18 protein-coding genes and 4 tRNA genes are annotated in these 22860 nt (G+C 61.5%); 4 read left to right on the forward strand and 18 right to left on the reverse strand.

What is annotated here, in order from left to right:
• The first annotated feature begins 90 nt into the window (after positions 1-90).
• Complete coding sequence (locus tag GEV01_RS03615) at positions 91-1731, forward strand: response regulator (protein WP_152801757.1); 1641 nt, start codon at positions 91-93, stop codon at positions 1729-1731.
• Here the strand turns inward: GEV01_RS03615 and GEV01_RS30905 are convergent, their stop codons facing one another.
• The 3 genes from GEV01_RS30905 to GEV01_RS03625 all read right to left on the reverse strand — a co-directional run bounded on the left by GEV01_RS30905 (position 1732) and on the right by GEV01_RS03625 (position 6166).
• Complete coding sequence (locus GEV01_RS30905; protein WP_217428357.1) at positions 1732-1875, reverse strand: hypothetical protein; 144 nt, start codon at positions 1873-1875, stop codon at positions 1732-1734.
• Positions 1876-2003: 128 nt separating this feature from the next.
• Positions 2004-2537 carry a GNAT family N-acetyltransferase gene (locus tag GEV01_RS03620; protein ID WP_152801759.1) on the reverse strand — a complete coding sequence of 178 codons (534 nt, stop codon included), beginning with the start codon at positions 2535-2537 and terminating at the stop codon, positions 2004-2006.
• Positions 2534-6166 (reverse strand): hydantoinase B/oxoprolinase family protein, encoded by a 3633-nt coding sequence (locus tag GEV01_RS03625; RefSeq protein ID WP_152801761.1) that lies wholly within the window; start codon positions 6164-6166, stop codon positions 2534-2536. Before GEV01_RS03625 ends, GEV01_RS03620 begins: the two co-directional genes overlap by 4 nt.
• A gap of 97 nt (positions 6167-6263) precedes the next feature.
• Between GEV01_RS03625 and GEV01_RS03630 the strand changes: the two genes are divergently transcribed.
• Positions 6264-7769 (forward strand): NAD(P)H-hydrate dehydratase, encoded by a 1506-nt coding sequence (locus GEV01_RS03630; RefSeq protein WP_152801763.1) that lies wholly within the window; start codon positions 6264-6266, stop codon positions 7767-7769.
• An 11-nt stretch (positions 7770-7780) separates the two neighbouring features.
• On the opposite strand, the gene GEV01_RS03635 is transcribed toward GEV01_RS03630, so the two are convergent.
• On the reverse strand, positions 7781-8500 hold the full coding sequence (locus tag GEV01_RS03635) for an ABC transporter ATP-binding protein (RefSeq protein ID WP_152801765.1): 720 nt from the start codon (positions 8498-8500) through the stop codon (positions 7781-7783).
• A gap of 31 nt (positions 8501-8531) precedes the next feature.
• On the opposite strand from GEV01_RS03635, the gene GEV01_RS03640 reads away from it, so the two are divergent.
• Positions 8532-9194: an arylesterase gene (locus tag GEV01_RS03640; protein WP_152801768.1), complete on the forward strand. Its 663-nt coding sequence runs from the start codon at positions 8532-8534 to the stop codon at positions 9192-9194.
• The gene (gene mnmH / locus GEV01_RS03645) at positions 9191-10243 is read left to right on the forward strand and encodes a tRNA 2-selenouridine(34) synthase MnmH (protein ID WP_152801770.1); all 1053 of its coding nucleotides are present in this window, start codon (positions 9191-9193) and stop codon (positions 10241-10243) included. The genes GEV01_RS03640 and mnmH overlap by 4 nt, the downstream gene beginning before the upstream one ends.
• Positions 10244-10325: 82 nt before the next feature.
• On the opposite strand, the gene GEV01_RS03650 is transcribed toward mnmH, so the two are convergent.
• The 14 genes from GEV01_RS03650 to GEV01_RS03715 all read right to left on the reverse strand — a co-directional run bounded on the left by GEV01_RS03650 (position 10326) and on the right by GEV01_RS03715 (position 22641).
• Positions 10326-10835, reverse strand: a complete 510-nt coding sequence (locus GEV01_RS03650; RefSeq protein ID WP_152801772.1) for an FxDxF family PEP-CTERM protein — start codon at positions 10833-10835, stop codon at positions 10326-10328.
• A gap of 231 nt (positions 10836-11066) precedes the next feature.
• Entirely contained in the window at positions 11067-12977 is a 1911-nt protein-coding gene (locus tag GEV01_RS03655; protein ID WP_152801774.1) for a SurA N-terminal domain-containing protein, read from the reverse strand.
• 192 nt (positions 12978-13169) lie between these two features.
• Positions 13170-13739 carry a PEP-CTERM sorting domain-containing protein gene (locus tag GEV01_RS03660; protein WP_152801776.1) on the reverse strand — a complete coding sequence of 190 codons (570 nt, stop codon included), beginning with the start codon at positions 13737-13739 and terminating at the stop codon, positions 13170-13172.
• Positions 13740-13996: 257 nt separating this feature from the next.
• Positions 13997-14073, reverse strand: a tRNA-Asp gene (locus GEV01_RS03665).
• Between the two features lie 27 nt (positions 14074-14100).
• Positions 14101-14177 (reverse strand) — tRNA-Asp (locus GEV01_RS03670).
• A 38-nt stretch (positions 14178-14215) separates the two neighbouring features.
• Positions 14216-14291, reverse strand: a tRNA-Val gene (locus GEV01_RS03675).
• 49 nt (positions 14292-14340) lie between these two features.
• Positions 14341-14613: an HU family DNA-binding protein gene (locus GEV01_RS03680; protein ID WP_008448340.1), complete on the reverse strand. Its 273-nt coding sequence runs from the start codon at positions 14611-14613 to the stop codon at positions 14341-14343.
• A gap of 212 nt (positions 14614-14825) precedes the next feature.
• Entirely contained in the window at positions 14826-17237 is a 2412-nt protein-coding gene (gene lon / locus GEV01_RS03685; protein ID WP_070357400.1) for an endopeptidase La, read from the reverse strand.
• A gap of 283 nt (positions 17238-17520) precedes the next feature.
• The gene (gene clpX, locus GEV01_RS03690) at positions 17521-18789 is read right to left on the reverse strand and encodes an ATP-dependent Clp protease ATP-binding subunit ClpX (protein ID WP_008448338.1); all 1269 of its coding nucleotides are present in this window, start codon (positions 18787-18789) and stop codon (positions 17521-17523) included.
• A 173-nt stretch (positions 18790-18962) separates the two neighbouring features.
• Entirely contained in the window at positions 18963-19580 is a 618-nt protein-coding gene (clpP, locus tag GEV01_RS03695) for an ATP-dependent Clp endopeptidase proteolytic subunit ClpP (protein ID WP_408014816.1), read from the reverse strand.
• Positions 19581-19654: 74 nt separating this feature from the next.
• Positions 19655-20995 carry a trigger factor gene (gene tig / locus GEV01_RS03700; protein WP_008448335.1) on the reverse strand — a complete coding sequence of 447 codons (1341 nt, stop codon included), beginning with the start codon at positions 20993-20995 and terminating at the stop codon, positions 19655-19657.
• Positions 20996-21027: 32 nt separating this feature from the next.
• Positions 21028-21114: transfer RNA gene (locus GEV01_RS03705), tRNA-Leu, on the reverse strand.
• A 218-nt stretch (positions 21115-21332) separates the two neighbouring features.
• Positions 21333-21875 (reverse strand): hypothetical protein, encoded by a 543-nt coding sequence (locus GEV01_RS03710; protein ID WP_152801780.1) that lies wholly within the window; start codon positions 21873-21875, stop codon positions 21333-21335.
• Positions 21853-22641 (reverse strand): PEP-CTERM sorting domain-containing protein, encoded by a 789-nt coding sequence (locus tag GEV01_RS03715; protein WP_175022904.1) that lies wholly within the window; start codon positions 22639-22641, stop codon positions 21853-21855. The genes GEV01_RS03710 and GEV01_RS03715 overlap by 23 nt, the downstream gene beginning before the upstream one ends.
• Between the last annotated feature and the right edge of the window lie 219 nt (positions 22642-22860).

Here is a 22860-nt window from a genome sequence, read left to right on the forward strand (position 1 = left end):
TGCCCCTGCCACGGGCAAAGCGCCGGGTTTTCATAACATTTTGACTTGCCATGGAGTATGCTAGATTTAACTTTAGCTAGGATGCGTAACATGGCGGAATATAGTGATTTGTCGGTGCTGATCGTCGACCCCAACCCGGGGATGCGCGGTAGCCTGCACAATATGCTGAACCAGGCCGGCATCACCAAGATCGACTACGCGGTCAGCTCCGGCACGGCCATCCGCCAGCTGGGCAAGAAACCGTTCGACATCGTGCTGTGCGAGTACGACCTGGGCAACGGCAGCGGCGAGAACAACGGCCAGGATGGCCAGCAACTGCTGGAAGACCTGCGCCTGCACAAGCTGATACTGCCGTCCACCATCTTCATCATGCTCACCTCCGAAGGCGTCTACAGCAAAGTGATAGGCGCGGCCGAACTGACGCCGACCGATTACGTACTCAAGCCCTTCACCGTGGACGCACTGCTGCAGCGCATCCGCAAGGCGGTCGAGCGGCGCGACGTGTTCCTGCCGATACACCAGCTGGTGGAAATGGGTAGCATCCGCAAGGCCGTCGCCGAATGCCTGATCGCAGAGGAAAAGAATCCCCGCTACGCCATCGACTTCGCGCGCCTGCGCGCCGAGCTGCTGGTGACGCTGGAGGAGCTGGCCGAGGCCGAGGTGGTGTACCAGGTGATCCTGATGACCCGCCCCATCGCCTGGGCGCACCTGGGCATGGCGCGCTGCCAATTCGGACAGCAGAAGTACATCGAGGCGCAGGACACGCTGCAGGACCTGCTGACCCACAATCCCAAGTTCATGGCGGCCTACGACCTGCTCGCGCGCACGCACGAGGCGCTGGGCCAGCAGGAGTCGGCCAAGAAGATCCTGGAAGACGCGGTGGCGATCTCGCCCAATATGGTGCACCGCCTGCGCCACTTGGGCGAAGTGGCATACGAGACCGGCGACGTCGGCGTCGCCGAGAAGGCGTTCAAGCAGGTGGTGGCCAAGGCCAAGTACTCCGAATTCCGCGACCCGGAAGACCACGTCAAGCTGGTCAAGACGCTGGTCAAGAAAGGCGACGCCAACCAGGCCAGCGGCGTGATACGCGACATGGAACGCTCACTGCGCGCCAGCGCCAACGTCGAGGCCTGCCGGGCCATCGCCGCCGGCCTGCTGCAGGAAATGAGCGGCAATATCACCGCAGCGGCGGCCGAGCTGACCACCGCCGTCAATGCCATCGGCGCCAGCCGTGGCCTGTCGACCGGGCTGAAAATCGGTCTGGTACACAGCTGCCTGAATGTGAAGCTGGACCAGCAGGCGTCCGACCTGATGCTCAACCTGATGAACGATACCGAAAGCGGCGTGTCGATGGACGATGCGGTGCAGGTGTTCGAAAAGGCGGGCCGCCACGATCTGGCGGCGGGCATGGGCGAGCAGATCAAGCATCATGTGGAAGAGCTGATCGCCCACGCAGCCGAGCAGCGCGGCCAGGGCGACCTGCGGGCGGCGGTCGATACGCTGAACGCGGCCTTGCGCAAGGCGCCGGCCAATATGTCGCTGCTGCCGGCGGCGACGTCGGCGATACTCAAGCAGCTGGACGATCTGGGTTGGGAGGTTCCGCTGGCCGAGCAATGCGCCTTCCTGCTGGAGCGCATGCGCAAGATCGACCCGGCCCATCCTTCGCTGGAGGCGCTGCAGGCGCAGTATTCGCACACCCAGCGCAAGTACGGTATCGCGACGACGGCGTAATCAGAACATCAGCGAGCCGGGGAAGTTCGACAGGTGGGAAATCAGGTACCACGTCACGAAGTACAGGGCGCAGAGCAGAAAGGCCGACCGGATCGCGCGGTTCGCCGAGCCTCGTCCACGCAGGAGCTTGAGTATCGTACGCACTGTGTCCTCCCTTCCCGTCTGTTCATCGAACCAAAACTGTACGCTGCGTCCCGGCCATCGACAAGCCGGGAATCGCTGGTACTATTTTTCGATGCCGACGGTATCGGCAGGCGCACCGGTCTGCGAGGCTAGGCCGGTATCATGGAGAAGACGTGGGCATCCACGCAAAGGCCGCGCAGCTTGAGGCGGTTGCGGGCCAGGCATTCGTGCGTGGCACCGGCCTTGCGGGCCACGGCGGCACTGGGCTCGTTGCCCGCCGCGATCACGATTTCCACCCGCGATTGATTCAGCTGCTCGAAGGCGTAGCGCGACAATGCACCCACCGCTGCCGCCGCCGCGCCCTGCCTCTGCGCCGAGGCGCGCACCCAGTAGCCCAGGTTGCAGAAGCCGTTCACCGCGTTCAGCTGATTCAATCCGCCACCGCCGACCAGCGTTACGCCGTCCGCGAGGAAGATGCCGAATTCGTGTGCGCTGCCATCGGCACGGCTGGCGTCGCACCATTCGAACCAGGACAGCGCCTGCTCATCGGAGTATTCGGCGTGCGCCCAGGTCATCCACATGCCCACGCTGTCCATCGATTCCCGCACGCCTGCCGCGAAGGCCGGCGCGTCGGCGGCGATGAAGGGCCGCAGCAGGAAGCTACCGGCCTGCAGTGGCGTCATCGTCCACCCTCGCCGCCGGCCGGGCCGTAGCCGCCGCCGCCCGGCGTGTCGATCACGAACATATCGCCCGCCTGCATATCGGTCTTGCCGATGTGGGCCAGTTCTTCGACGCGGCCGTCCGCGCGCACCACCGTGTTGCGGCCCAGCGCACCGGGCTCGCCGCCCGCCATGCCGAACGGCGCATGGATGCGGTTATTGGACAGGATGGCCGCCGTCATCGGTTCGAGGAAGCGCACCTTGCGCGTGCCGCCGTTCCCGCCATGCCACTGCCCCGCGCCGCCGCTGCCTTCGCGGATGGCGTAGCTCTCCAGCCGCACAGGGAAGCGGAACTCCAGGATCTCGGGATCGGTCAGGCGCGAGTTGGTCATATTGGTCTGAACCACGCTGGTGCCGTCGAAGCCCGGCCCCGCGCCGGAGCCGCCGCTGATGGTTTCGTAGTACTGGTAGCGCGCATTCCCGAAAGTGAAATTGTTCATCGTGCCCTGCGCCGCCGCCATCACGCCCAGCGCGCCGTACAGCGCGTTGGTGATGCAGGTCGACGTCTCCACATTCCCCGACACCACCGATGCCGGATAATGCGGATTGAGCATGGAGCCCGGCGGTATCAGCACCTTCAACGGTTTCAGGCAGCCGGCGTTGAGCGGAATCTCGTCGTTGACCAGCGTGCGGAACACGTACAGCACAGCCGCCATGCACACCGCCGACGGCGCGTTGAAGTTGTTCTCCAGCTGCGGCGACGTGCCGGTGAAGTCGATCTCCGCGCTGCGGCTGGCCTGGTCGACCCGCACCGCCACCTGTATCTGCGCGCCGTTATCCAGCTGCAGCGTGTAGCTGCCGTCCTTCAGCGCGCTGATGACGCGGCGTACGGATTCCTCGGCATTGTCCTGCACGTGGCCCATGTAGGCCTGCACCACCTCCAGCCCGAAGTGCGCGACCATCTTGTGCAGCTCGTCCACGCCCTTCTGGTTGGCGGCCACCTGCGCGCGCAGGTCCGCCATGTTCTGGTCGGGATTACGGGCCGGGTAGCGCGCGCCCGCCAGCAGCGCGCGCGTTTCTGCCTCGCGCAGCTGGCCGCCGGCGGCGCCCGCATTGGCGCCATCCACCAGCTTGAAGTTGTTGATCAATACACCCTCTTCCTCGATCACGCGGGAATCTGGCGGCATCGAACCCGGCGTGGTGCCGCCGATATCCGCATGGTGTCCGCGCGAGCCGACGTAGAACAGGATGTCCACGCCCGCCTCGTCGAACACCGGCGAGATCACCGTCACATCCGGCAAATGGGTGCCGCCGTTGTAGGGATCGTTGAGCATGAAGACATCACCTGCGCGCATCTGACCCGCGTTCTCGCGCATCACCGTCTTGATGCTCTCGCCCATGGAGCCCAGGTGCACCGGCATGTGCGGCGCGTTGGCGATCAGGTTGCCGTCGGCGTCGAAGATGGCGCAGCTGAAGTCCAGCCGCTCCTTGATGTTGACCGAGTAGGCGGTGTTCTGGAGGCGCAGTCCCATCTGCTCGGCGATCGACATGAACAGGTTGTTGAAGATCTCCAGCATCACCGGATCGGCGCTGGTGCCGATGGCGCGGCGCTCCGGCAGCGCCGTCACGCGCTTGAGCACCAGATGGTCGTGCAGCGTTACCTCGGCCTGCCAGCCCGCTTCGACGATGGTGGTCGCATTCGCCTCGGCGATGATGGCCGGGCCCTTGACGACATCGCCGATGCGCGTGGCGCCGCGCTGATACAGATTGGTCTGGCGCCATTTGCCGCCGGTGTACATCGGCACCACCGCATGCGGCATCAGGCCGGACACGCGGCGCGCGGCCGGCTCCACCGTCTCCGACGGCGCGTCGGACTTGCCGACCGCCTCCACCGACACCGCCTCGACGATCAGCGCCTTGGAAGGCATCAGGAAGGAATAGCGCTTGCGATAAGCCGCTTCGAACTGCGCCGTCATGCTGTCGGTGGTATCGAACAGCACCATGAGCGCCGAATCGGTGCCCTCGTAGCGCAGATGCACGCGCCGTATCAGCACGATGCGCTCGTCCTCCACGCCCTGGTGATGCAAGTCGGCGCGCGCCTGGCGGCCCAGCGCATGCAGGCGCGCATCGAGGTCCACCAGCGCTTCCACGCTCAGGCGCACTTCCACCGCCGCCTCGCGTATCACGGTCTGGTCGGCCAGGCCCATGCCGTAGGCCGACATGACGCCGGCCAGCGAATGCACGAACACCGTCGTCATGCCCAGCGCATCGGCCACCAGGCAGGCGTGCTGCCCGCCCGCGCCGCCGAAGCTGGTCAGCGTGTATTCGGTCACGTCGTGCCCGCGCTGCACGGAAATCTGCTTGATCGCGTTGGCCATATTGCCGACGGCGATTTCGATGAAGCCCTCGGCCACCTGTTCCGGCGTGCTCTCCTTGCCGGTGGCGGCCGTGATCTGCGCCGCCAGTTCGGTGAAGCGGCTGCGCACGGCCTGCGCATCGAGCGCCTGCCGGCCTTCCGCGCCGAACAGCTGCGGGAAGTGATGCGGCTGGATTTTGCCCAGCATGACATTGCAGTCCGTGACCGCAAGCGGGCCACCGCGCCGGTAGCTGGCCGGCCCCGGATTGGCGCCCGCGCTGTCCGGGCCAACGCGATAGCGGCTGCCGTCGAAATGCAGGATGGAGCCGCCGCCCGCCGCCACTGTGTGTATGCTCATCATCGGCGCGCGCATGCGCACGCCGGCCACCTGGGTTTCGAACACGCGTTCGAACTCGCCGGAGAAGTGCGACACGTCGGTCGAGGTGCCGCCCATGTCGAAGCCGATTACCTTGTCGAAGCCCGCCAGCTTGCTGGCGCGGACCATGCCGACGATGCCGCCGGCCGGGCCGCTCAGGATGCTGTCCTTGCCGTGGAAGGCGCGCGCGTCGCTCAAGCCGCCGCTGGACTGCATGAACTGCAGGTTCACGCCCGGCATTTCCTTCGCCACCTGGTCGACGTAGCGGCGCAGGATGGGCGACAGGTAGGCGTCAACGACGGTGGTGTCGCCGCGCGCCACCAGCTTCATCATCGGACTCACTTCGTGCGAAACCGATACCTGGGTAAAGCCCATCAAGCGCGCCATCTCGGCCACCTTGACCTCGTGCGCCTGATAGCGGTAGCCGTGCATGAAGACGATGGCCAGCGAACGCAGGCCCATGTCATAGGCTGCGGCCAGGCCGGCGCGGGCGGTCTCCATGTCGAGATCGAGCACGGTCTCGCCATGCGCGCCCATGCGTTCGTCGATTTCGATCACATGGCTGTACAACAGCTCGGGCAGCAGAATGTGGCGGTCGAACAGGCGCGGACGGTTTTGATAAGCGATGCGCAGCGCATCGCGGAAGCCGCGCGTGATGGCCAGCGCTGTCGGCTCGCCTTTGCGCTCCAACAGCGCGTTGGTGGCGACGGTGGTGCCCATCTTGACGGCGCCGATCTGCGCCACAGGTATCGGCTTGCCCTTGGCCACGCCCATCAGCTGGCGTATGCCGGCGATGGCGGCATCGGGGTAGTGTTCGGGATTCTCGGATAGCAGCTTGAGCGTGCGCAGGCGTCCATCGGGCGGACGCGCCACGATGTCGGTGAACGTACCGCCCCGGTCTATCCAGAATTGCCAATCCATGCCTGCCTCGTTACGATGACTGAAGCGTATATTGTAGTAGCTCGGCCGCGCACGGGACAGCGGGCTTACAACATAATTTAGATGCTAAAATTACACCATGAACCCACTCTACTCCAGCGCGGAGATACGCGCCATCGAACAAGCCGCCGCCGCTGCGCTGCCGGACGGTGCACTGATGCAGCGCGCCGGCCAGGCCGGCGCCAATGCCGCGCTGGACCTGCTGCCCTTCTCCACCGCCAATGCCAAGGTGCTGGTGCTGGCTGGCCCGGGCAATAACGGCGGCGATGCGCTGGAGACGGCGGCCCATCTGGCCTATGCCGGCGCGCAGGTCACTATCCTGCATTTCCCGCCCCAGTCGGAGCGGTCCGCCGAGCGCGCGGCCGCGATGCAGCGGGCGCAGACCAGCGATGCCCGCTTCGCCGACCTGGACGCGGCGGCGATCGCAGCCACCGAATGGACGCTGGTGGTCGACGGCCTGTTCGGCATCGGCCTGCAACGTCCGCTGGCCGGCGCGCTGCGCGCAGTAGCTGAAACGGTCAACGGCCTCAAATGCTCGGTGCTGTCGCTGGACCTGCCGAGCGGGCTCGATGCCGACACCGGCGCCATCGTCGGCCCGGACGGCGTCGCGATCCACGCCACCCACACCGTCACTTTCATCGGCAACAAGCCCGGCCTGCACACCTGCGACGGCCGCGACTACGCGGGGCTGGTGGACGTATCGCGGCTCGACATCGACGCCGCCCACTTCGCGCCGGCGCGGCTGCACCTGAACGACGTCAAATTCTTCTCGCGCCACCTGCGCGCGCGGCGCCACAATACGCACAAGGGCAGCTACGGCAACGTGGCAGTGATCGGCGGCGCGCAAGGCATGACGGGCGCACCGCTGCTGGCATCGCGCACGGCGCTCAACAGCGGCGCCGGCCGCGTCTACACCCTGTTTGTGGAAGACGCACTGCCCTGCGACTTCGGCCAGCCGGAGCTGATGTGCCGCACGGCGGCCGGGTTCGACCTGGAGCAGGCCACGCTGGTGGCCGGTCCGGGCCTGGGCGCATCACCATATGCCTCGGACATGCTGGCCAGTGCCATCGCCAGCGGCAGCGCGCTGCTGGCCGATGCCGACGCCCTCAATCTGCTGGCGGCCAATCCGCGGCTGCAAACGGCGCTGGCGCAGCGCCCAGGTGGCAGCGTGCTGACGCCGCATCCGCTGGAAGCAGCGCGGCTGCTCGGCTGCTCCATCGCCGAGGTGCAGGCCGACCGTGTCGGCATGGCCCGCAAACTGGCCGCGAAGTTGAACGCGCATGTGGTGCTGAAGGGTTCCGGCACGGTGATCGCCGCGCCCAACGGCGATGCCGTCATCAACACCACCGGCAATCCGGCGCTGGCCACGGCCGGTACCGGCGACGTGCTGTCCGGCCTGTGCGGCAGCCTGATGGCGCAAGGCTGGCCGATGTGGGAAGCCGCGCTGGCCGGGGTCTGGCTGCACGGCATGGCGGCCGATGTGCTGGTAACGGAAGGCGCCGGGCCGATAGGCTTGACCGCAGGCGAACTGATACCGGCGATCCGCGTGGCGCTCAACCGCATGGTCCAGCACCACGGGCGCTAGAAGGCGTCAACCTATACCAGCCGGCCCGCCGCGATGGTGATGGTGCGGCCGCAGCGCTGCGCCATGGACTGGTCGTGCGTCACCAGCACCAGCGTCGAGCCATGCTGGCGATTCAGGTCGAACATCAGCTTGATGACGGCTTCGCCGGTGGCGGCGTCCAGGCTGCCGGTCGGCTCGTCGGCGAACAGCAGCGGCGGTTCGGTGACAAAGGCGCGCGCCAGCGCCACGCGCTGCTGCTCGCCGCCGGACAGGTACTTGGGATAGTGCTTCAAGCGGCTGGACAGCCCCACCCGCTCCAACATGGACTCGGCCTGCTCGCGCGCATGGTGGGCGCCGCGCAGTTCCAGCGGCAGCATGACGTTCTCCAGCGCCGTCAGATGCGCCAGCAGCTGGAAGGACTGGAACACGAAGCCCAGCTTTTCCTTGCGCAGCGCGGCTCTGCCATCCTCGTCCAGCGCGTAGATATCGACGCCATTCAACATCACCTTGCCCGCGCTGGGCGTATCCAAGCCCGCGAGCAAGCCGAGCAAAGTCGACTTGCCGGAGCCGGAAGCGCCTACAATGGCGAGCGTCTCGGCTTTTTGCACGGTAAAATCCACCTCGTGCAAGATCGTCAGCTCGCCGCTGGCGTCGGCCACGCGCTTGGCCAGGCCCTGGACCGCGATGGCCGGCTGCGTGCCGGACTGCGGCGCGGCTGCGGCGCTGGCCGTCAAGCCCGGACCATCCGGCATAAAATTGGAAGACGCTTTAGGGAAATCAGGCATGCTGAATGTGTTAGATGGTTTAAAAAACGGTTTATCAAAAAAACTGAGTGTACAGGCTTTGTCGGCCCTGCTGCTGTTATCGGCGGCGGCGAGCGCCTATTCTGCACCAAAAACCGTGCTGGTGCTCGGCGACAGCCTGTCGGCCGAATACGGCCTGGCGCGCGGCGCCGGCTGGGTCGCGCTGGCCGAACAGAAGATCAAGGCGCAGAAAATCGACGCCACCGTGGTCAACGCCAGCGTCAGCGGCGAGACCACCAGCGGCGGCCGTTCGCGCCTGCCGGCGCTGCTGCAAAAGTACAAACCGGCGCTGGTGGTGATCGAACTGGGCGCCAACGACGGCCTGCGCGGCCTGCCGGTGGCCGCCGCCGAAACCAATCTGCGCGCGATGGCCGATGCCGCCGCCAAGGCCGACGCCCGCGTCATGTTGATCGGCATGCGCATGCCGCCCAACTACGGCCGCGACTACGCCGACAAATTCTTCGCCATGTACGGCAGCTTGAGCAAGGAGATCAAGGCGCCGCTGGTGCCGTTCATGCTCGACGGGATCGCCGACAAGCCGCAGATGTTCCAGCCCGACCGCCTGCACCCGCTGGCCGAGGCCCACACCACCATCCTGTCCAACATCTGGCCAGTCCTGCAAAAAAGTATCAAGGCAAAATGAAGTATCCAGAAATCCTGAGTTTCGATGACGTGCTCCAGCAGCTCGACAGCTTCGACGCCATCATCGATGCCCGCAGTCCGGCGGAGTACGCGCTCGACCACCTGCCCGGCGCCATCAACGCGCCGGTGCTGGACGACGAGCAGCGCATCCGCGTCGGCACCATGTACAAGCAGGTCAACTCCTTCGAAGCGAAGAAGGTCGGCGCCGCGCTGGTGGCCAAAAATATCGCCGCCCACATCGAGGCGCTGTGGCTGGACAAGCCGCGCGAGTGGCGGCCGCTGATCTACTGCTGGCGCGGCGGCAACCGCAGCGGCTCGATGGCCCACATCCTGGCCAAGATAGGCTGGCCGGTGGTGCAGCTGGACGGTGGCTACAAGGCCTTCCGCGCCCACGTCAACGCCGCGCTGGAACAGGCGCCGGCGCTGCACTTCAAAGTCATCTGCGGCACCACCGGCAGCGGCAAGAGCCGCCTGCTGGAAGTACTGCATGCGAACGGCGCGCAGGTGCTGGATCTGGAGCAGCTGGCCGCGCACCGCGGCTCGGTGCTGGGCCACCTGCCCAGCCACCCGCAGCCCAGCCAGAAAGCCTTCGAGAGCGCGATCTGGAATACGCTGCGCCGCTTCGATCCGGCGCTGCCGGTGTTCGTCGAATCGGAGAGCAAGAAGGTCGGCAACCTGCGCGTGCCGGCCGCGCTGATGGAGGCCATGCGCGCCTCCGACTGCATCGCGCTGACGCTGTCGCGCGCCAACCGCGTGCGCCTGCTGATGGCGGACTACGCGCATTTCACCGAGAGCCCGGCCTCGCTCAACGAGCAGCTGGAATTCCTGGTGCCGCTGCACGGCCGCGACAAGATCAAGCGCTGGCAGGCCATGGCCGTGGAAGGCGCGATACCGGCCCTGGTGGAGGAGCTGCTGGCCGACCACTACGATCCGGCCTATCTGCGCTCGATCGACCGCAATTTCGTCCGCTATGGCCAGGCGCAGCCGCTGGAACTCGAAGACATCGACGCCGCCGCCTTCCAGGCCGCCGCACTCATCCTCGCGCCCTGAAAACACCAAGCCCCGAGAGTCGGCTTCCAACTGTCGGGGCTTCGCTTAGATTGCGTTTTTGGCGCGCAGTGCTGCTGTTTTTTTAGCTTTGTTTTCGGCGGCGACCGATGTAGGACAGGATACCCAGACCACCCAGCATCATGAGGTAGGTTTCAGGCTCCGGCACGGGATCGATGTTCAGTGTGCCGCTATAGCTGGCGGTGACACTGTTCGAGATACCGTTGACCGTCAATACCAGCGGACCGCTGACCCAGGTAGGATCCAGCCAGCCAGCCTCGATACCACCCGTTGGCGTGAACGTCAGGGCATGACCGTTCAGATCCGCCGACCCGAAGTCGATATCGTGGTTGCCACCCAAATTCATGGTCTGCACCCAGGCATTCAGCAAGCTCGGCCCCACGGATGGGCTGAAGGTAAAGACATCGGTAAACGAGCCAACCACCAAATGCGTCAGCCCGAAGTTCGTGCTATAGCCCGTTGCAGGAGTACCGTACAGGGTAACACCCACACTCTGGCTATCGCCGACGGCGGCATAAGTTGTCATCGAGGTGGCCGCCAGCACAGTCCCGATTAAGAACGATTTTAGTTTCATTTTTTCCCCGGTAAGAAAGTGGAAACCTGACGCGCACTGATGAGCTAGGTGCGCCAATCAAAGTTACACCTGCCAAATTTAGATGTCAATTAATTATTCAAAAACGCTAACTTACTATCAATAATGAAGAGGATGGCGGTGCGGAAACTACTTGGGGGACGGCGTGGGGCGCCATAGGAGGAAGGGGTGCTGCGGAGCCGGGAAGCGCGCTGCGCTTCCCGGAAAACTCAATTACTTGACTTCAACAACTGTGGTTTTTGTGATCGGTTTCAGAACCTTGACCTTGGCTTTTTGCTTCAACAGTTCGATGTAGTCATGCATCTCTTGCTGGGCAACGATGTTGCTGATCTGTTCCGCTTCCGATTTGCGGCGCGCTTCGTCCTGCACCGCAGGCTGCTGCACCTTGCCGATGCGGTAGATGCCGTAGCCCATGCCAGGCACATCCACGCCGACGTAGGCTGGCAGCTTGGCGGTATCGGCTTTCATCACTTCCTGCATGGCCAGGCCGTTCACGCCTTCAGGCTTGGAACGGGACACCAGCTTGGCGGCGGCGAAGCCGGTAGCGTCGCCGGATTTCTTGAACGCAGCCAGTTTCTCGGCGCCGGTCTTGGCGGCCAGCTTGGCAGCCTCTTCCATCGTCACGCGCTGGCGGATGGCGGCATCGACTTCGGCCAGGGGACGCTTGCTGGCGGCCTTGAACTCGACGATACGGCCGGCTACCAGCGTGCTCGGTGCGGTCTCGACCGCTTCGGTGTTGCGCTTGCTGCTGATCGACTCGTTGGAGAACAGCGCAGCCAGGAACTTGGCGTTGTTGTACGGAGCAGGACCGGCCATCGGCGACGGCGTGCGCGAAACGTTGGCGGCGGTTTCGATCTTCAGGCCCAGCTTGTCGGCAACCGGTTTCAGGCTGTCGGACTGTTCGTAGACGGTGTTGGTGAAGGCTTCAGCCATTTCCGAATACTTCTTGGCGGCTTTCTGTTTTTTCAGCGTTTCGGCCACTTCGGTTTTTACTTCGTCCAGCGGCTTGACGACGGCTGGTTTCAGCGCGGTCACGGTCAGCACGTGGAAGCCGAAGTCGGATTGCACGGCATCGCTGATCTCGCCCTGCTTCAGCTTCAGCACGGCCGCTTCGACCGGGGCCGGCAGCGTACCCTTGGTGACGATATCCAGATCGCCGCCCTGCTCGCCCGATACCGGGTCTTCCGACTTGGCCTTGGCGACCTTGGCGAAGTCGCCAGGGGTCTTGCGCAGTTCGGCCACGATGGCGTCGGCCTTGGCCTTGGCGGCGGCGGTTTCAGCGGCGTTGGCGCCCTTCTTCAGCGTGATCAGGATGTGCGCGGCGCGGCGGCTTTCAGGCGTGGCGAAACCGGCTTTGTTGGCTTCGTAGTAGGCGGCCACGTCGGCGTCGGTGACGGACACCTGGCTCATGACGGCGTCGCTGTTGAAGACCACGTATTCGATCTTGGCCTGCTCGGGCACTTCGAAGAACTTGGCGTTCTTGTCGTAGTAAGCCTTGACCATGTCGTCGGTGATTTTCACCTGCGGCACGAAATCGGCAACCGGCAGCAGCAGTTCCTGCACCTCGCGCTCCTGCGCGCCGATGTCGGACAGGGTCTTGGCCACGGCGTGCGGCGCGAAGCCGGTGGCCTGGATGGCGTTGCCCAGCTGTTGCAGCGTCAGGTCGTGGCGCAGGCGCTGGTCGTACATGCTCGGCGTCATGCCTTGCGCGGACAGGATGGCCTTGTAGCGCTCCATGTCGAAAGCGCCTTCGCCGCCGAACTGTTCCTTGATGACCTTCTGCAGCTGGATATCGCTGACGTTCAGGTGCGCATGCACAACTTCCGCAGCCACAGCGCGCTCGGCGATCAGCTGGTCGAGGATGTTTTGCTTGAATTCAGGGGTGTCGAACATCTTCTGGTCGAACTGTGCGCCCAGGCGCTGGCGGTAAGTGTCCAGCTGATTGCGCACGGCGTTGTCGAACTCCTGCTGGGTCAGCGGCTTGCCGTCGATCTTGGCGATCGTATTGGCATCCTCGCCGAAACCCTTGTAACTACCGAGGCCGACAAATGCGAACGACGGGACGATAATAATCGCCAGGAGAATCTGCATCAAACGTTGATGGGTACGAATAAATTCAAACATGGTCTGCCAATTCGGATTGAGTGGAACTTGCACATACAAAAAAGGCGAACTCGCGTTCGCCAATTCCGGTTGCCGGATTTTACAGTGCACACCCCTCTATAGCAAGAGTAAATCCTTGGCAAAACGGTCACACCGTACGGCCTGCAACAAAACGCCCACCGAAGCGGGCGCTGGATATTCCCGGCCGTGGTATCAAGCCTGCCGGCGACGGCGCGTCACCGCACCCAGCACCGCCAGGCCGCCCAGCAGCATGCCATAGGTTTCCGGCTCAGGCACGGCCGTCACCGTCACGCGATCGAGCAGCGCGCCCTGCCTGTCGTTGCCCTGGTCCGCAAAGCTGAAGGCAACGTTGCCGCTGGCGGTCGCCGTGTAGTTCAGTGTGAACGTCTGGAAGCTGTCCCCGGCCTGGCGGGTGAACGTCTGGCTGTTGCTGCCAAAATTGACCACCACGGTATCGTTGCCGGCATTGCGGTTATTGCCAGCCAAATCAAAGCTCAGCGTGTAAGTGACGCCACTGGCGACGGCCACGGAGTTGGCGAAGACGCCTGCCTTGAAGCTGGAACCATCCAGATCGATGTAGTGGCCGTTACCAGGCTGCAGGTCGAAATAATTCGGCGCTCCGATGACGTCCACAGCGCCGTCGCTCACCGACCAGCCACCGTTGAAACTGACGACATTCAAGCCCAGCGCATCGCCGTCGAAATTGTCGGAAAAAATCGTCGATGCCTGCGCCGCCGACGCGCACAGCAAGGCTACGGCCATGCCAACTTTTTTCAAAAACATTATGTGCCCTCTCAATAAGTTATAAAACAAATAATTTAATGAATATAGATTCAGTACAGCGGCGCGCATTCTACTATTGATGAATTCGCTCCAGGCGCACGATACGATTGGTAAATATTTGTTTCTAAAGGAGATATATTCGCGAGCCGCGCTATTTGCAGGATGGGGCTGGAATTAATATGGGGCGGAAAAAGAAAAACCCCGCAGCTAATATTAGCTGCGGGGTATCTTGTTCTTGGCGGAGCGGACGGGACTCGAACCCGCGACCCCCGGCGTGACAGGCCGGTATTCTAACCAACTGAACTACCGCTCCTTGGTCAAACTCAATATTGTATTTTGTTGGCGGAGCGGACGGGACTCGAACCCGCGACCCCCGGCGTGACAGGCCGGTATTCTAACCAACTGAACTACCGCTCCAACAAAACACTGGGTACTACCTTTACTACTTGCAAAACTGGTGGGCGGTGAGAGGCTCGAACTCCCGACCTAAGCCTTGTAAGGGCTCCGCTCTACCAACTGAGCTAACCGCCCGTTTTGCCTTTAGAGAGCAGCTTTACTGCTTGCTGCTCACTGAAGTCCGTTAGTTTACAGCATCTTTCAAAGCTTTACCAGCTTTAAATTTAGGAACTTTAGCTGCGTCGATGATGATCTCTTCTTTGGTGCGCGGATTGCGGCCGGTACGGGCAGCGCGTTCGCTCACGGAGAAGGTGCCAAAGCCGACCAGGGTGACGCTGTCGTTCTTTTGCAGGGTGGTGGTAACGCCGTCGATCACCGCGTCGAGTGCGCGTGCAGCAGCCGCTTTCGAGATATCAGCGGTGGTAGCAATATGGTCGATCAATTCAGTCTTATTCAAAGCAATTCCCCGTCACAAAGGTTATATCGTTTTAGCTCGTAGATAACGGTAGTTGAATACCGTATCCAGGCCGAGAAAAATCTCAGGCCGTATTAAACAAGCCAGCCCGCCCCTGTGTCAAGCGCTGCACCATAGAAAATCGGGGTGAAATAACAAACAGGCGCCATAAAAGCGCCTGTTTGAGCATCAACTCTACTAATCGCTAGTAAAAATTAATGTTTTACCACTTCCGTTTGGCCGTCGGCCTTGGCGGCTGCGGCGGCTACGGCTTCCACCGGAGCGGTTTCCGTCAGCGCTTCCGGCATGCGTTCCAGAGCGATTTCCAGTACTTTGTCGATCCAACGCACTGGCACGATTTCCAGTTTGTTTTTGACGTTGTCCGGAATATCGGCCAGGTCCTTGACGTTCTGCTCAGGGATCAGCACGGTCTTGATGCCACCGCGCTGGGCCGCCAGCAGTTTCTCTTTCAGGCCGCCGATCGGCAGCACTTCGCCGCGCAGCGTGATTTCGCCCGTCATCGCCACATCAGCGCGGACCGGAATGCCCGTGAACACCGACACCATCGCCACCGTCATCGCCGCGCCGGCCGAAGGACCGTCTTTCGGCGTTGCGCCTTCCGGCACGTGGATGTGGATGTCGCTCTTCTCGAACACTTCGTTCTTGATGCCGAGACGATTGGCGCGGCTGCGCACCACGGTGCGGGCTGCCTCGATCGATTCCTTCATCACGTCGCCCAGGGTGCCGGTGCGGATCACTCCGCCCTTGCCCGGCATCTGCACGGCTTCGATGGTCAGCAGATCGCCGCCCACTTCGGTCCATGCCAGGCCGACCACCTGGCCGATCTGGTTGTCTTTCTCGGCCACGCCGAAGTCGTAGCGGCGCACGCCCAGGAACTTGTCGAGGTTCTTGTTGGTGACGGCCACTTTCTTGTCCGACTTCTTCAGCAGCAGCATCTTCACTACCTTGCGGCAGATCTTCGACACTTCGCGTTCCAGCGAACGCACGCCGGCTTCGCGGGTGTAGTAGCGGATGATGTCGCGCAACGCCGACTCGGCCACCGAAATCTCGTCTTCCTTCAGACCGTTGTTCTTGATCTGTTTAGGCAGCAGGTAGCGCTGGGCGATGCTGGTCTTCTCGTCTTCCGTGTAGCCGGACAGGCGGATCACTTCCATGCGGTCCAGCAGCGCCGGCGGGATGTTGTACGAGTTCGACGTCGCCACAAACATCACATCGGACAGGTCGAAATCGACTTCGATGTAGTGGTCCGAGAACGTATGGTTCTGCTCGGGATCCAGCACCTCCAGCAGGGCCGACGATGGATCGCCGCGGAAGTCCGCGCCCATCTTGTCGATCTCGTCCAGCAGGAACAGCGGATTGCGCACGCCAACCTTGGCCAGCGACTGCAGCACCTTGCCCGGCATCGAGCCGATGTAGGTACGGCGGTGGCCGCGGATCTCGGCTTCGTCGCGCACGCCGCCCAGCGCCATGCGCACGAACTTGCGGTTCGTGGCGCGGGCGATGGACTGGCCCAGCGAGGTCTTACCCACGCCAGGAGGACCGACGAAGCACAGGATAGGCGCTTTCAGCTTGTCGACGCGTTGTTGCACCGCGAGGTATTCCAGGATGCGCTCTTTGACCTTATCCAGGCCGTAGTGATCGCCTTCCAGCACTTTCTCGGCGTTCGACAGGTCGTTGTTGACCTTGGATTTTTTCTTCCATGGCAGGCTCACCAGCGTGTCGATGTAGTTACGCACGACGGTGGCTTCGGCCGACATCGGCGACATCAGCTTGAGTTTTTTCAGCTCGGCGGTGGCCTTGTCCAATGCCTCTTTCGGCATCTTGGCCAGCGCGACCTTCTTCTCCAGCTCGTCCAGGTCGGCGCCGTCCTCGCCCTCGCCCAGTTCCTTCTGGATGGCTTTGACTTGTTCGTTCAGGTAGTACTCGCGCTGCGACTTTTCCATCTGGCGCTTGACGCGGCCACGGATGCGCTTCTCGACTTGCAGAATGTCGAGCTCGCCTTCCAGCTGGCCCAGCAGGTGCTCCAGACGCTTGGCGACGCTGAAGATTTCCAGGATCACCTGTTTCTGCTCAAGCTTCAGCGGCAAGTGTGCGGCGACGGTGTCGGCCAGGCGGCCGGCGTCGTCGATGCCCGACAGAGAAGCGAGGATTTCAGGTGGGATCTTTTTGTTCAGCTTGACGTACTGGTCGAACTGCTGAACGATGGCGCGGCGCATGGCTTCGATCTCCGAATCGTCGCCCAGCTCGGAATCGAGCGGCGTCAGATCGGCGATGAAGTGCGTCGGTGCGTCGGTGATGCGGTTGATGCGTGCGCGCTGAGCGCCCTCGACCAGCACCTTCACGGTGCCGTCCGGCAGTTTCAGCATTTGCAGAATATTGGCCACGCAGCCGATTTCATAGATATCGGAAGCAGAAGGTTCGTCCTTGGCTGCAGCTTTTTGCGCGGCAAGCATGATGCTCTTGCCCTGCTCCATAGCCGCTTCCAGCGCCTTGATCGATTTTGGGCGCCCTACGAACAGCGGTATCACCATATGCGGGAAAACTACAACGTCCCGCAGCGGCAATAACGGCAGTTGAGTTTGCTCAGTTAATTTGGAAGTTGTCATGGCGTACCTTATGTGAAAGCGTGATTATGATGTGGGCGCTGTTTCGCCGAATCACAAGACCGACCTGCAAGAAATAATTCTCCTAAAAAAGAGTATTTTCAACGAAGCCAATCATGTTCTAAAAAAACGCGTCAAATAAAAAAGCCACGCGTGACAAACGATGCTGTCACGTGTGGCTTTCCGAATGAAGCCTGCATTCTTTTATTGATTTAAATTGTACCGCCTTGCCTGACAGATGCGAAATGAATTTTGCTGCTGAGCGAGGCAAGTGTGCACAAGTTATTTAATTCTCACCAGACGCTTTTGCCTGGTCCTGATAAATCAACAAAGGTTTCGCACCGCTGGTGATCGTGTTTTCATCAATGACCACTTTGGTGACATTGGTTTCATTCGGCAGCTCGTACATCGTATCGAGCAATGCGTGTTCCAGGATCGAACGCAGGCCGCGCGCGCCGGTCTTGCGGGCCAGCGCTTTCTTGGCGATGGCATGCAGTGCGGCAGGACGAATTTCCAGCTCGGCGCCTTCCATGTCCAGCAGCTTGGCGTACTGTTTGACGAGTGCGTTCTTCGGCTCGACCAGGATCTGGATCAGCGCTTCTTCGGTCAGCTCCGACAGCGTGGCGACCACCGGCAGGCGGCCCACCAGCTCGGGAATCAGGCCGAACTTGATCAGATCTTCCGGTTCCGCTTCCAGCAGGACGTCGCTGGCGCTGCGCTCTTTCTTGCTCTTCACGCTGGCCGAGAAACCAATGCCGGATTTTTCCGAACGATTCGAGATAACCTTGGCCAGGCCGTCGAACGCGCCGCCGCAAATGAACATGATGTTGGTGGTGTCGATCTGCACGAAGTCCTGGTTAGGATGCTTGCGGCCGCCTTGCGGTGGCACCGACGCCATCGTGCCTTCGATCAGTTTCAGCAGCGCCTGCTGCACGCCCTCGCCCGACACGTCGCGGGTGATCGATGGGTTGTCCGACTTGCGCGAAATCTTGTCGATCTCATCGATGTAGACGATGCCACGCTGGGCTTTTTCCACATCGTAGTTGCAGCTCTGCAACAGTTTCTGGATGATATTCTCGACGTCTTCACCCACGTAGCCCGCTTCGGTCAGCGTGGTGGCGTCGGCGATGACGAACGGCACGTTCAGCATGCGCGCCAGGGTCTGGGCCAGCAGGGTCTTGCCGGAGCCGGTAGGGCCGACCAGCAGGATGTTGCTCTTGGCCAGTTCGATGTCGTCTTTCTTGCCCAGGTGCTTGAGGCGCTTGTAGTGGTTGTACACCGCCACCGACAGGATGCGCTTGGCCGTTTGCTGGCCAATGACGTACTGGTCCAGCAAGTCCTTGATTTCGTGCGGGGTCGGCAGGTCCGACTTGGCGCCCGTGACCGACTCGATGGCCGAGGTTTCATCGCGGATGATGTCGTTGCACAGGTCGATGCATTCGTCGCAGATGAAGACCGACGGGCCGGCGATGAGTTTCTTTACCTCGTGCTGGCTCTTGCCGCAAAACGAGCAGTACAGTAATTTTTCGCCGCTGGAGGATTTTTTGTCTGACATGGGGCAGTTTTCTTTGGGTTACAGAATGGCTTGGCTGTTGCCAGGAAGCACGTGAATCGAACAAACAGCGTCCGGAAAAGTCCGCCTATGACTACATGCTACCCGAAATAAAAACGAAACGCCCGAACGATTAATCGCCCGGGCGTTTTTTCAGCAATGCTGCGAAGGAAGCATCAAGCCCGGCTGGACAACATTTTGTCGATCAAACCGTACTCTACAGCCTCTTCCGCCGACATGAAACGATCACGATCCGTGTCTTTGGCGATCTGCTCAACGGTTTGACCCGTGCGCTCGGCCATGATCGAGTTCAGACGGTGGCGCAGATACAGGATTTCCTTGGCCTGGATTTCGATATCCGAAGCCATGCCCTGCGAGCCGCCCGAAGGTTGATGGATCATGATGCGCGAGTTCGGCAGCGAAAAACGCTTGCCCTTGGCGCCGGCTGCGAGCAGGAAGGCGCCCATGGAGGCAGCCATGCCGGTGCACAGCGTCGACACGTCAGGCTTGATGAACTGCATCGTATCGAAGATCGCCAGGCCGGCCGAAACCGAACCGCCTGGGGAGTTGATGTACAGCGAGATATCCTTGTCCGGATTTTCGCTTTCCAGGAACAGCAACTGGGCGACGATCAGGTTCGCCATCTGGTCGTTGACGGGACCGACCATGAAGATTACGCGTTCCTTCAGCAGGCGCGAGTAAATATCATAGGAGCGTTCGCCGCGGCCGCTCTGTTCGACCACCATCGGCACCAGGCCGAGCATTTCAGTGTCCAGCGCCGGATTACGGTTCATACCAGTCATTCCATTTCCTTGTGAAGCAGCTAGAGGCCGGAGTGATTATCTTACATCATCCGGCCCACGCTGGATTACGCTTGTGCGTTGCTTCCCATCAGTTCGTCGAAGGCCACAACCTTGGACGAAGTTTTCGACAGGCCCAGGACGTAGTTGACGACGTTTTCTTCCAATACAAGGGCTTCGACTTCAGCCAGACGACGACGATCGCTGTAGTAGTACTTCAGCACTTCGCGTGGGTCTTCGTAGCTCTGTGCGAAGTCTTCGACTTGCGCTTTGACTTGTTCAGGCTGGGCTTGCAGCTTGTTCTCGCCGACCAGTTGCGACAGGATCAGGCCCAGGCGTACGCGACGCTCGGCTTTTTCTGCGAACAGTTCTGGTGGGAACGGGATGTCCTTGACGTTCATGCCGCGCTGCGCCATGTCTTGACGGGTCATTTCAGCCAGGCGCTCGGTGTCTTGGGCGATCAGGGCTTGTGGTACGTCCAGGGTCGCGGTTTTCACCAGCGCTTCCATCACGGCTTCCTTGTTGCGGGCTTTGACACGACCGGCAACTTCGCGTTCCAGGTTGACTTTGATGTCTTCGCGCATTTTAGCGACGTCGCCATCGGCCACGCCCAGCGACTTGGCGAATTCACCGTCAACTTCCGGCAGGTGCGCCCATTCCAGTTTTTTCAGGGTGATGGTGAACGATGCGGTTTTGCCGGCAACGTCTTTACCATGGTAGTCCTCTGGGAAAGCCAGCGGGAAGGTCTTGGCTTCGCCGACCTTCAGGCCTACGGTGGCTGCTTCGAATTCTGGCAGCATGCGGCCTTCGCCCAGCACGAAAGCGTAGTCTTCAGCTTTGCCGCCTGGGAATTCAACGCCGTCGATCGAACCGACGAAGTCCACGGTCACGCGGTCGCCGTTGGCTGCAATGGCTGCGCCGCCGTCGCCGTGCTCGCCAGCTTCGCCTTTGGTGTGGAAGTGCACGCGCTGTTTGCGCAGGATTTCAATGGTTTTGTCGATTTCGGTTTCCGACACGTCAGCCTTGACGGTTTCGATTTCCACGGTGGTCAAGTCGCCAACGACGACTTCCGGGTAGATTTCGAAGGTCGCGTCGAAGGTCAGGACGCCTTCTGGCGACTCTTCCTTAGGCTCGATGCGCGGGTAGCCTGCTACGCGCAGTTCGGCTGCGTTGGCGGCATCGTTGAAGGCGCGGCCAACTTTATCGTTCAGCACTTCGGTTTCGATCTGATAACCGTACTGTGCTGCGACCATTTTCATAGGAACTTTACCCGGACGGAAGCCTGGTGCCTTAGCCGATTTGGCTTGCACTTTCAGACGCTTCTCAACTTCAGCGCGGACCTCGGTCAGCGGGAAGGAGATCGTGATACGACGTTCGAGTTTGCCTAAGGTTTCGACTGCAGTTGCCATGTAAAAATCGTCCAAAAAAATAGTAATACAGTTGGTGCGAGGAGGGGGACTCGAACCCCCACACCATTGCTGGCGTCAGGACCTAAACCTGGTGCGTCTACCAATTTCGCCATCCTCGCGGCATGTTTGCACAAAAGCAAAGGGCGACCCGTAAGTGAAAACGGTCGCCCCATCCCGCCATAGGCGAGAGCTTTCAACTTCAACGCGGTATTTTAACGGGTTTTTCGGCGCCATGTGGCGATTTTTAACCTATCGCCAACATTCTATGCTTCTTTAACTAACTTCTTCGAAAACTCAGGCTTCCCCTCTCACAAATACGCGAAAACGCCGTCACGTTTTAGCGTGCGGGGAAGCCGTCCGGCGTCCAGTTGGGGTCGAACTTGCCCTGGCTTAGCGGTTTTTGCGTCGCCGCCGCCTGCACCACGGCGAGCAGCGCCTGGTACAAGTCGTCGAATTCCGCGTTGTGATCGTGCTGCCAGCGGCTGACATCGACGCTGCGGCCGGAGGCCAGGCGCACCGAGATGCGCGGCCTGGATGCGTCCGGCAAGCCGGGCGCGGTGCTGGAGGGGATGGGCGCGGCCGCGTGGCTGGCGGCCAGGCGGCGCAGCCGGGCCATCGCATCGGCCGGCACCGCCAGCCGATAGCGCTTCTCGGCCAGCGCCACGACCTCGGGCAGCCTGGACACCAACTGGCAATAGCCGCTGCCGTCGGCGGCAAGGTAGACGACTTGGCCGCCGTGCAGCGCTTGCACGTCACGCAGGATAATCGCCGCCACCTGATCCACTTTGGTCCGCCCTTCCTCCAGTGCGCAGGCAGGCAGCGATGCAGCGACCAGCAAGGCCGCCAAGATCACCGCCCTACGCTTGACGTTTGCGTCCATACATTCCCATCAAGAAGAACAGCCCGCCGCACAACAACATCACCTCCGACGGCTCCGGCACCGCAACCAGCGTAAACGGCGTGTCCGGATTCAGCTGCTTCATGTAATCGTAATACTGTTGATAGTACCGCGGATACATGACCGGGTTGGCATTGAGCGCGCCCAATCCCATCAAACCGTCGTTCGACAGCGTCGGATTCGGATATTTATCGACCGCGCCGCCGATGTATTCGTCGAACAGGCCCATCATGTGCCCTACTTCATGGGCGTTGACGCTGGCACTGTCTCCGGTGTACCAGTTCAGCATGTCGGAACGGCCGGGGCCGGCATGCACCTGGACCTTCTGGTTGAATGGCCCGTCCGTCGTCACGGCAACGAAGATCGGAATCACCTGGCCAGTACTGTTGTCCTTGACCGCGTATTTATTGTCCCACACCGAGGAAACCCCGGCCTTCGCCGCCTTGATATAAGCGTCCTTCTGGGCGGCCGTGTAGTTGAGCGCGGCATCGAAGCTGAAGTCGATCTGGATATCCTTCTCCAGCTTTTTGCCATCGAAGCTGCGCGTATAGCTGTAGTCCCAGCTGTAGGGACCGAAAGGACCGGCGTTGCCGGCATTGTCCTTCAGGTTCGCATCGCCGTAAGCCGGCGTGGTGCGCGTGCCGGAAATGTTCTGGCTGCCCGTTGCAAGCGCAGCCAGAGTCGAGGTTGAAAACGTGGCAAAAACCAACGCCACAAGTAGTGCAGATCCCCTGTTTTTGCTGTTCATTTTAGTTCTCGAATAATAGTTATTAGCAATACCGGATGGCATACCGCAACAATTACCCACATTTCGAACATGCTACGCACACCTGCCGGCAGACCCTAGCGACAGCCACCGCCTGAGCAATGGCTAGACCAACTTAGGATATGAAATCCAGGGTGTCAAGGATGCGTCCGCCAGTACCCGCAGGGCTGGCTCCAAGCGTTTGATTCCCAAAGAAAAACG

Source organism: Rugamonas rivuli, assembly GCF_009380165.1.
GTDB lineage: Bacteria > Pseudomonadota > Gammaproteobacteria > Burkholderiales > Burkholderiaceae_D > Rugamonas > Rugamonas rivuli.

What these genes read in the sequence shown, in the direction of transcription:
- clpP (WP_408014816.1), bottom strand. Translation starts at nt 19,580, where the DNA reads ATGAACCGTAATCCGGCGCTGGACACTGAAATGCTCGGCCTGGTGCCG.
- GEV01_RS03620 (WP_152801759.1), bottom strand. Translation starts at nt 2,537, where the DNA reads ATGACGCCACTGCAGGCCGGTAGCTTCCTGCTGCGGCCCTTCATCGCC.
- lon (WP_070357400.1), bottom strand. Translation starts at nt 17,237, where the DNA reads ATGACAACTTCCAAATTAACTGAGCAAACTCAACTGCCGTTATTGCCG.
- GEV01_RS03615 (WP_152801757.1), top strand. Translation starts at nt 91, where the DNA reads ATGGCGGAATATAGTGATTTGTCGGTGCTGATCGTCGACCCCAACCCG.
- GEV01_RS03630 (WP_152801763.1), top strand. Translation starts at nt 6,264, where the DNA reads ATGAACCCACTCTACTCCAGCGCGGAGATACGCGCCATCGAACAAGCC.
- tig (WP_008448335.1), bottom strand. Translation starts at nt 20,995, where the DNA reads ATGGCAACTGCAGTCGAAACCTTAGGCAAACTCGAACGTCGTATCACG.
- GEV01_RS03635 (WP_152801765.1), bottom strand. Translation starts at nt 8,500, where the DNA reads ATGCCGGATGGTCCGGGCTTGACGGCCAGCGCCGCAGCCGCGCCGCAG.
- GEV01_RS03650 (WP_152801772.1), bottom strand. Translation starts at nt 10,835, where the DNA reads ATGAAACTAAAATCGTTCTTAATCGGGACTGTGCTGGCGGCCACCTCG.
- GEV01_RS03640 (WP_152801768.1), top strand. Translation starts at nt 8,532, where the DNA reads ATGCTGAATGTGTTAGATGGTTTAAAAAACGGTTTATCAAAAAAACTG.
- GEV01_RS03660 (WP_152801776.1), bottom strand. Translation starts at nt 13,739, where the DNA reads ATGGCCGTAGCCTTGCTGTGCGCGTCGGCGGCGCAGGCATCGACGATT.
- GEV01_RS03625 (WP_152801761.1), bottom strand. Translation starts at nt 6,166, where the DNA reads ATGGATTGGCAATTCTGGATAGACCGGGGCGGTACGTTCACCGACATC.
- GEV01_RS03655 (WP_152801774.1), bottom strand. Translation starts at nt 12,977, where the DNA reads ATGTTTGAATTTATTCGTACCCATCAACGTTTGATGCAGATTCTCCTG.
- clpX (WP_008448338.1), bottom strand. Translation starts at nt 18,789, where the DNA reads ATGTCAGACAAAAAATCCTCCAGCGGCGAAAAATTACTGTACTGCTCG.
- GEV01_RS03715 (WP_175022904.1), bottom strand. Translation starts at nt 22,641, where the DNA reads ATGAACAGCAAAAACAGGGGATCTGCACTACTTGTGGCGTTGGTTTTT.
- mnmH (WP_152801770.1), top strand. Translation starts at nt 9,191, where the DNA reads ATGAAGTATCCAGAAATCCTGAGTTTCGATGACGTGCTCCAGCAGCTC.
- GEV01_RS03710 (WP_152801780.1), bottom strand. Translation starts at nt 21,875, where the DNA reads ATGGACGCAAACGTCAAGCGTAGGGCGGTGATCTTGGCGGCCTTGCTG.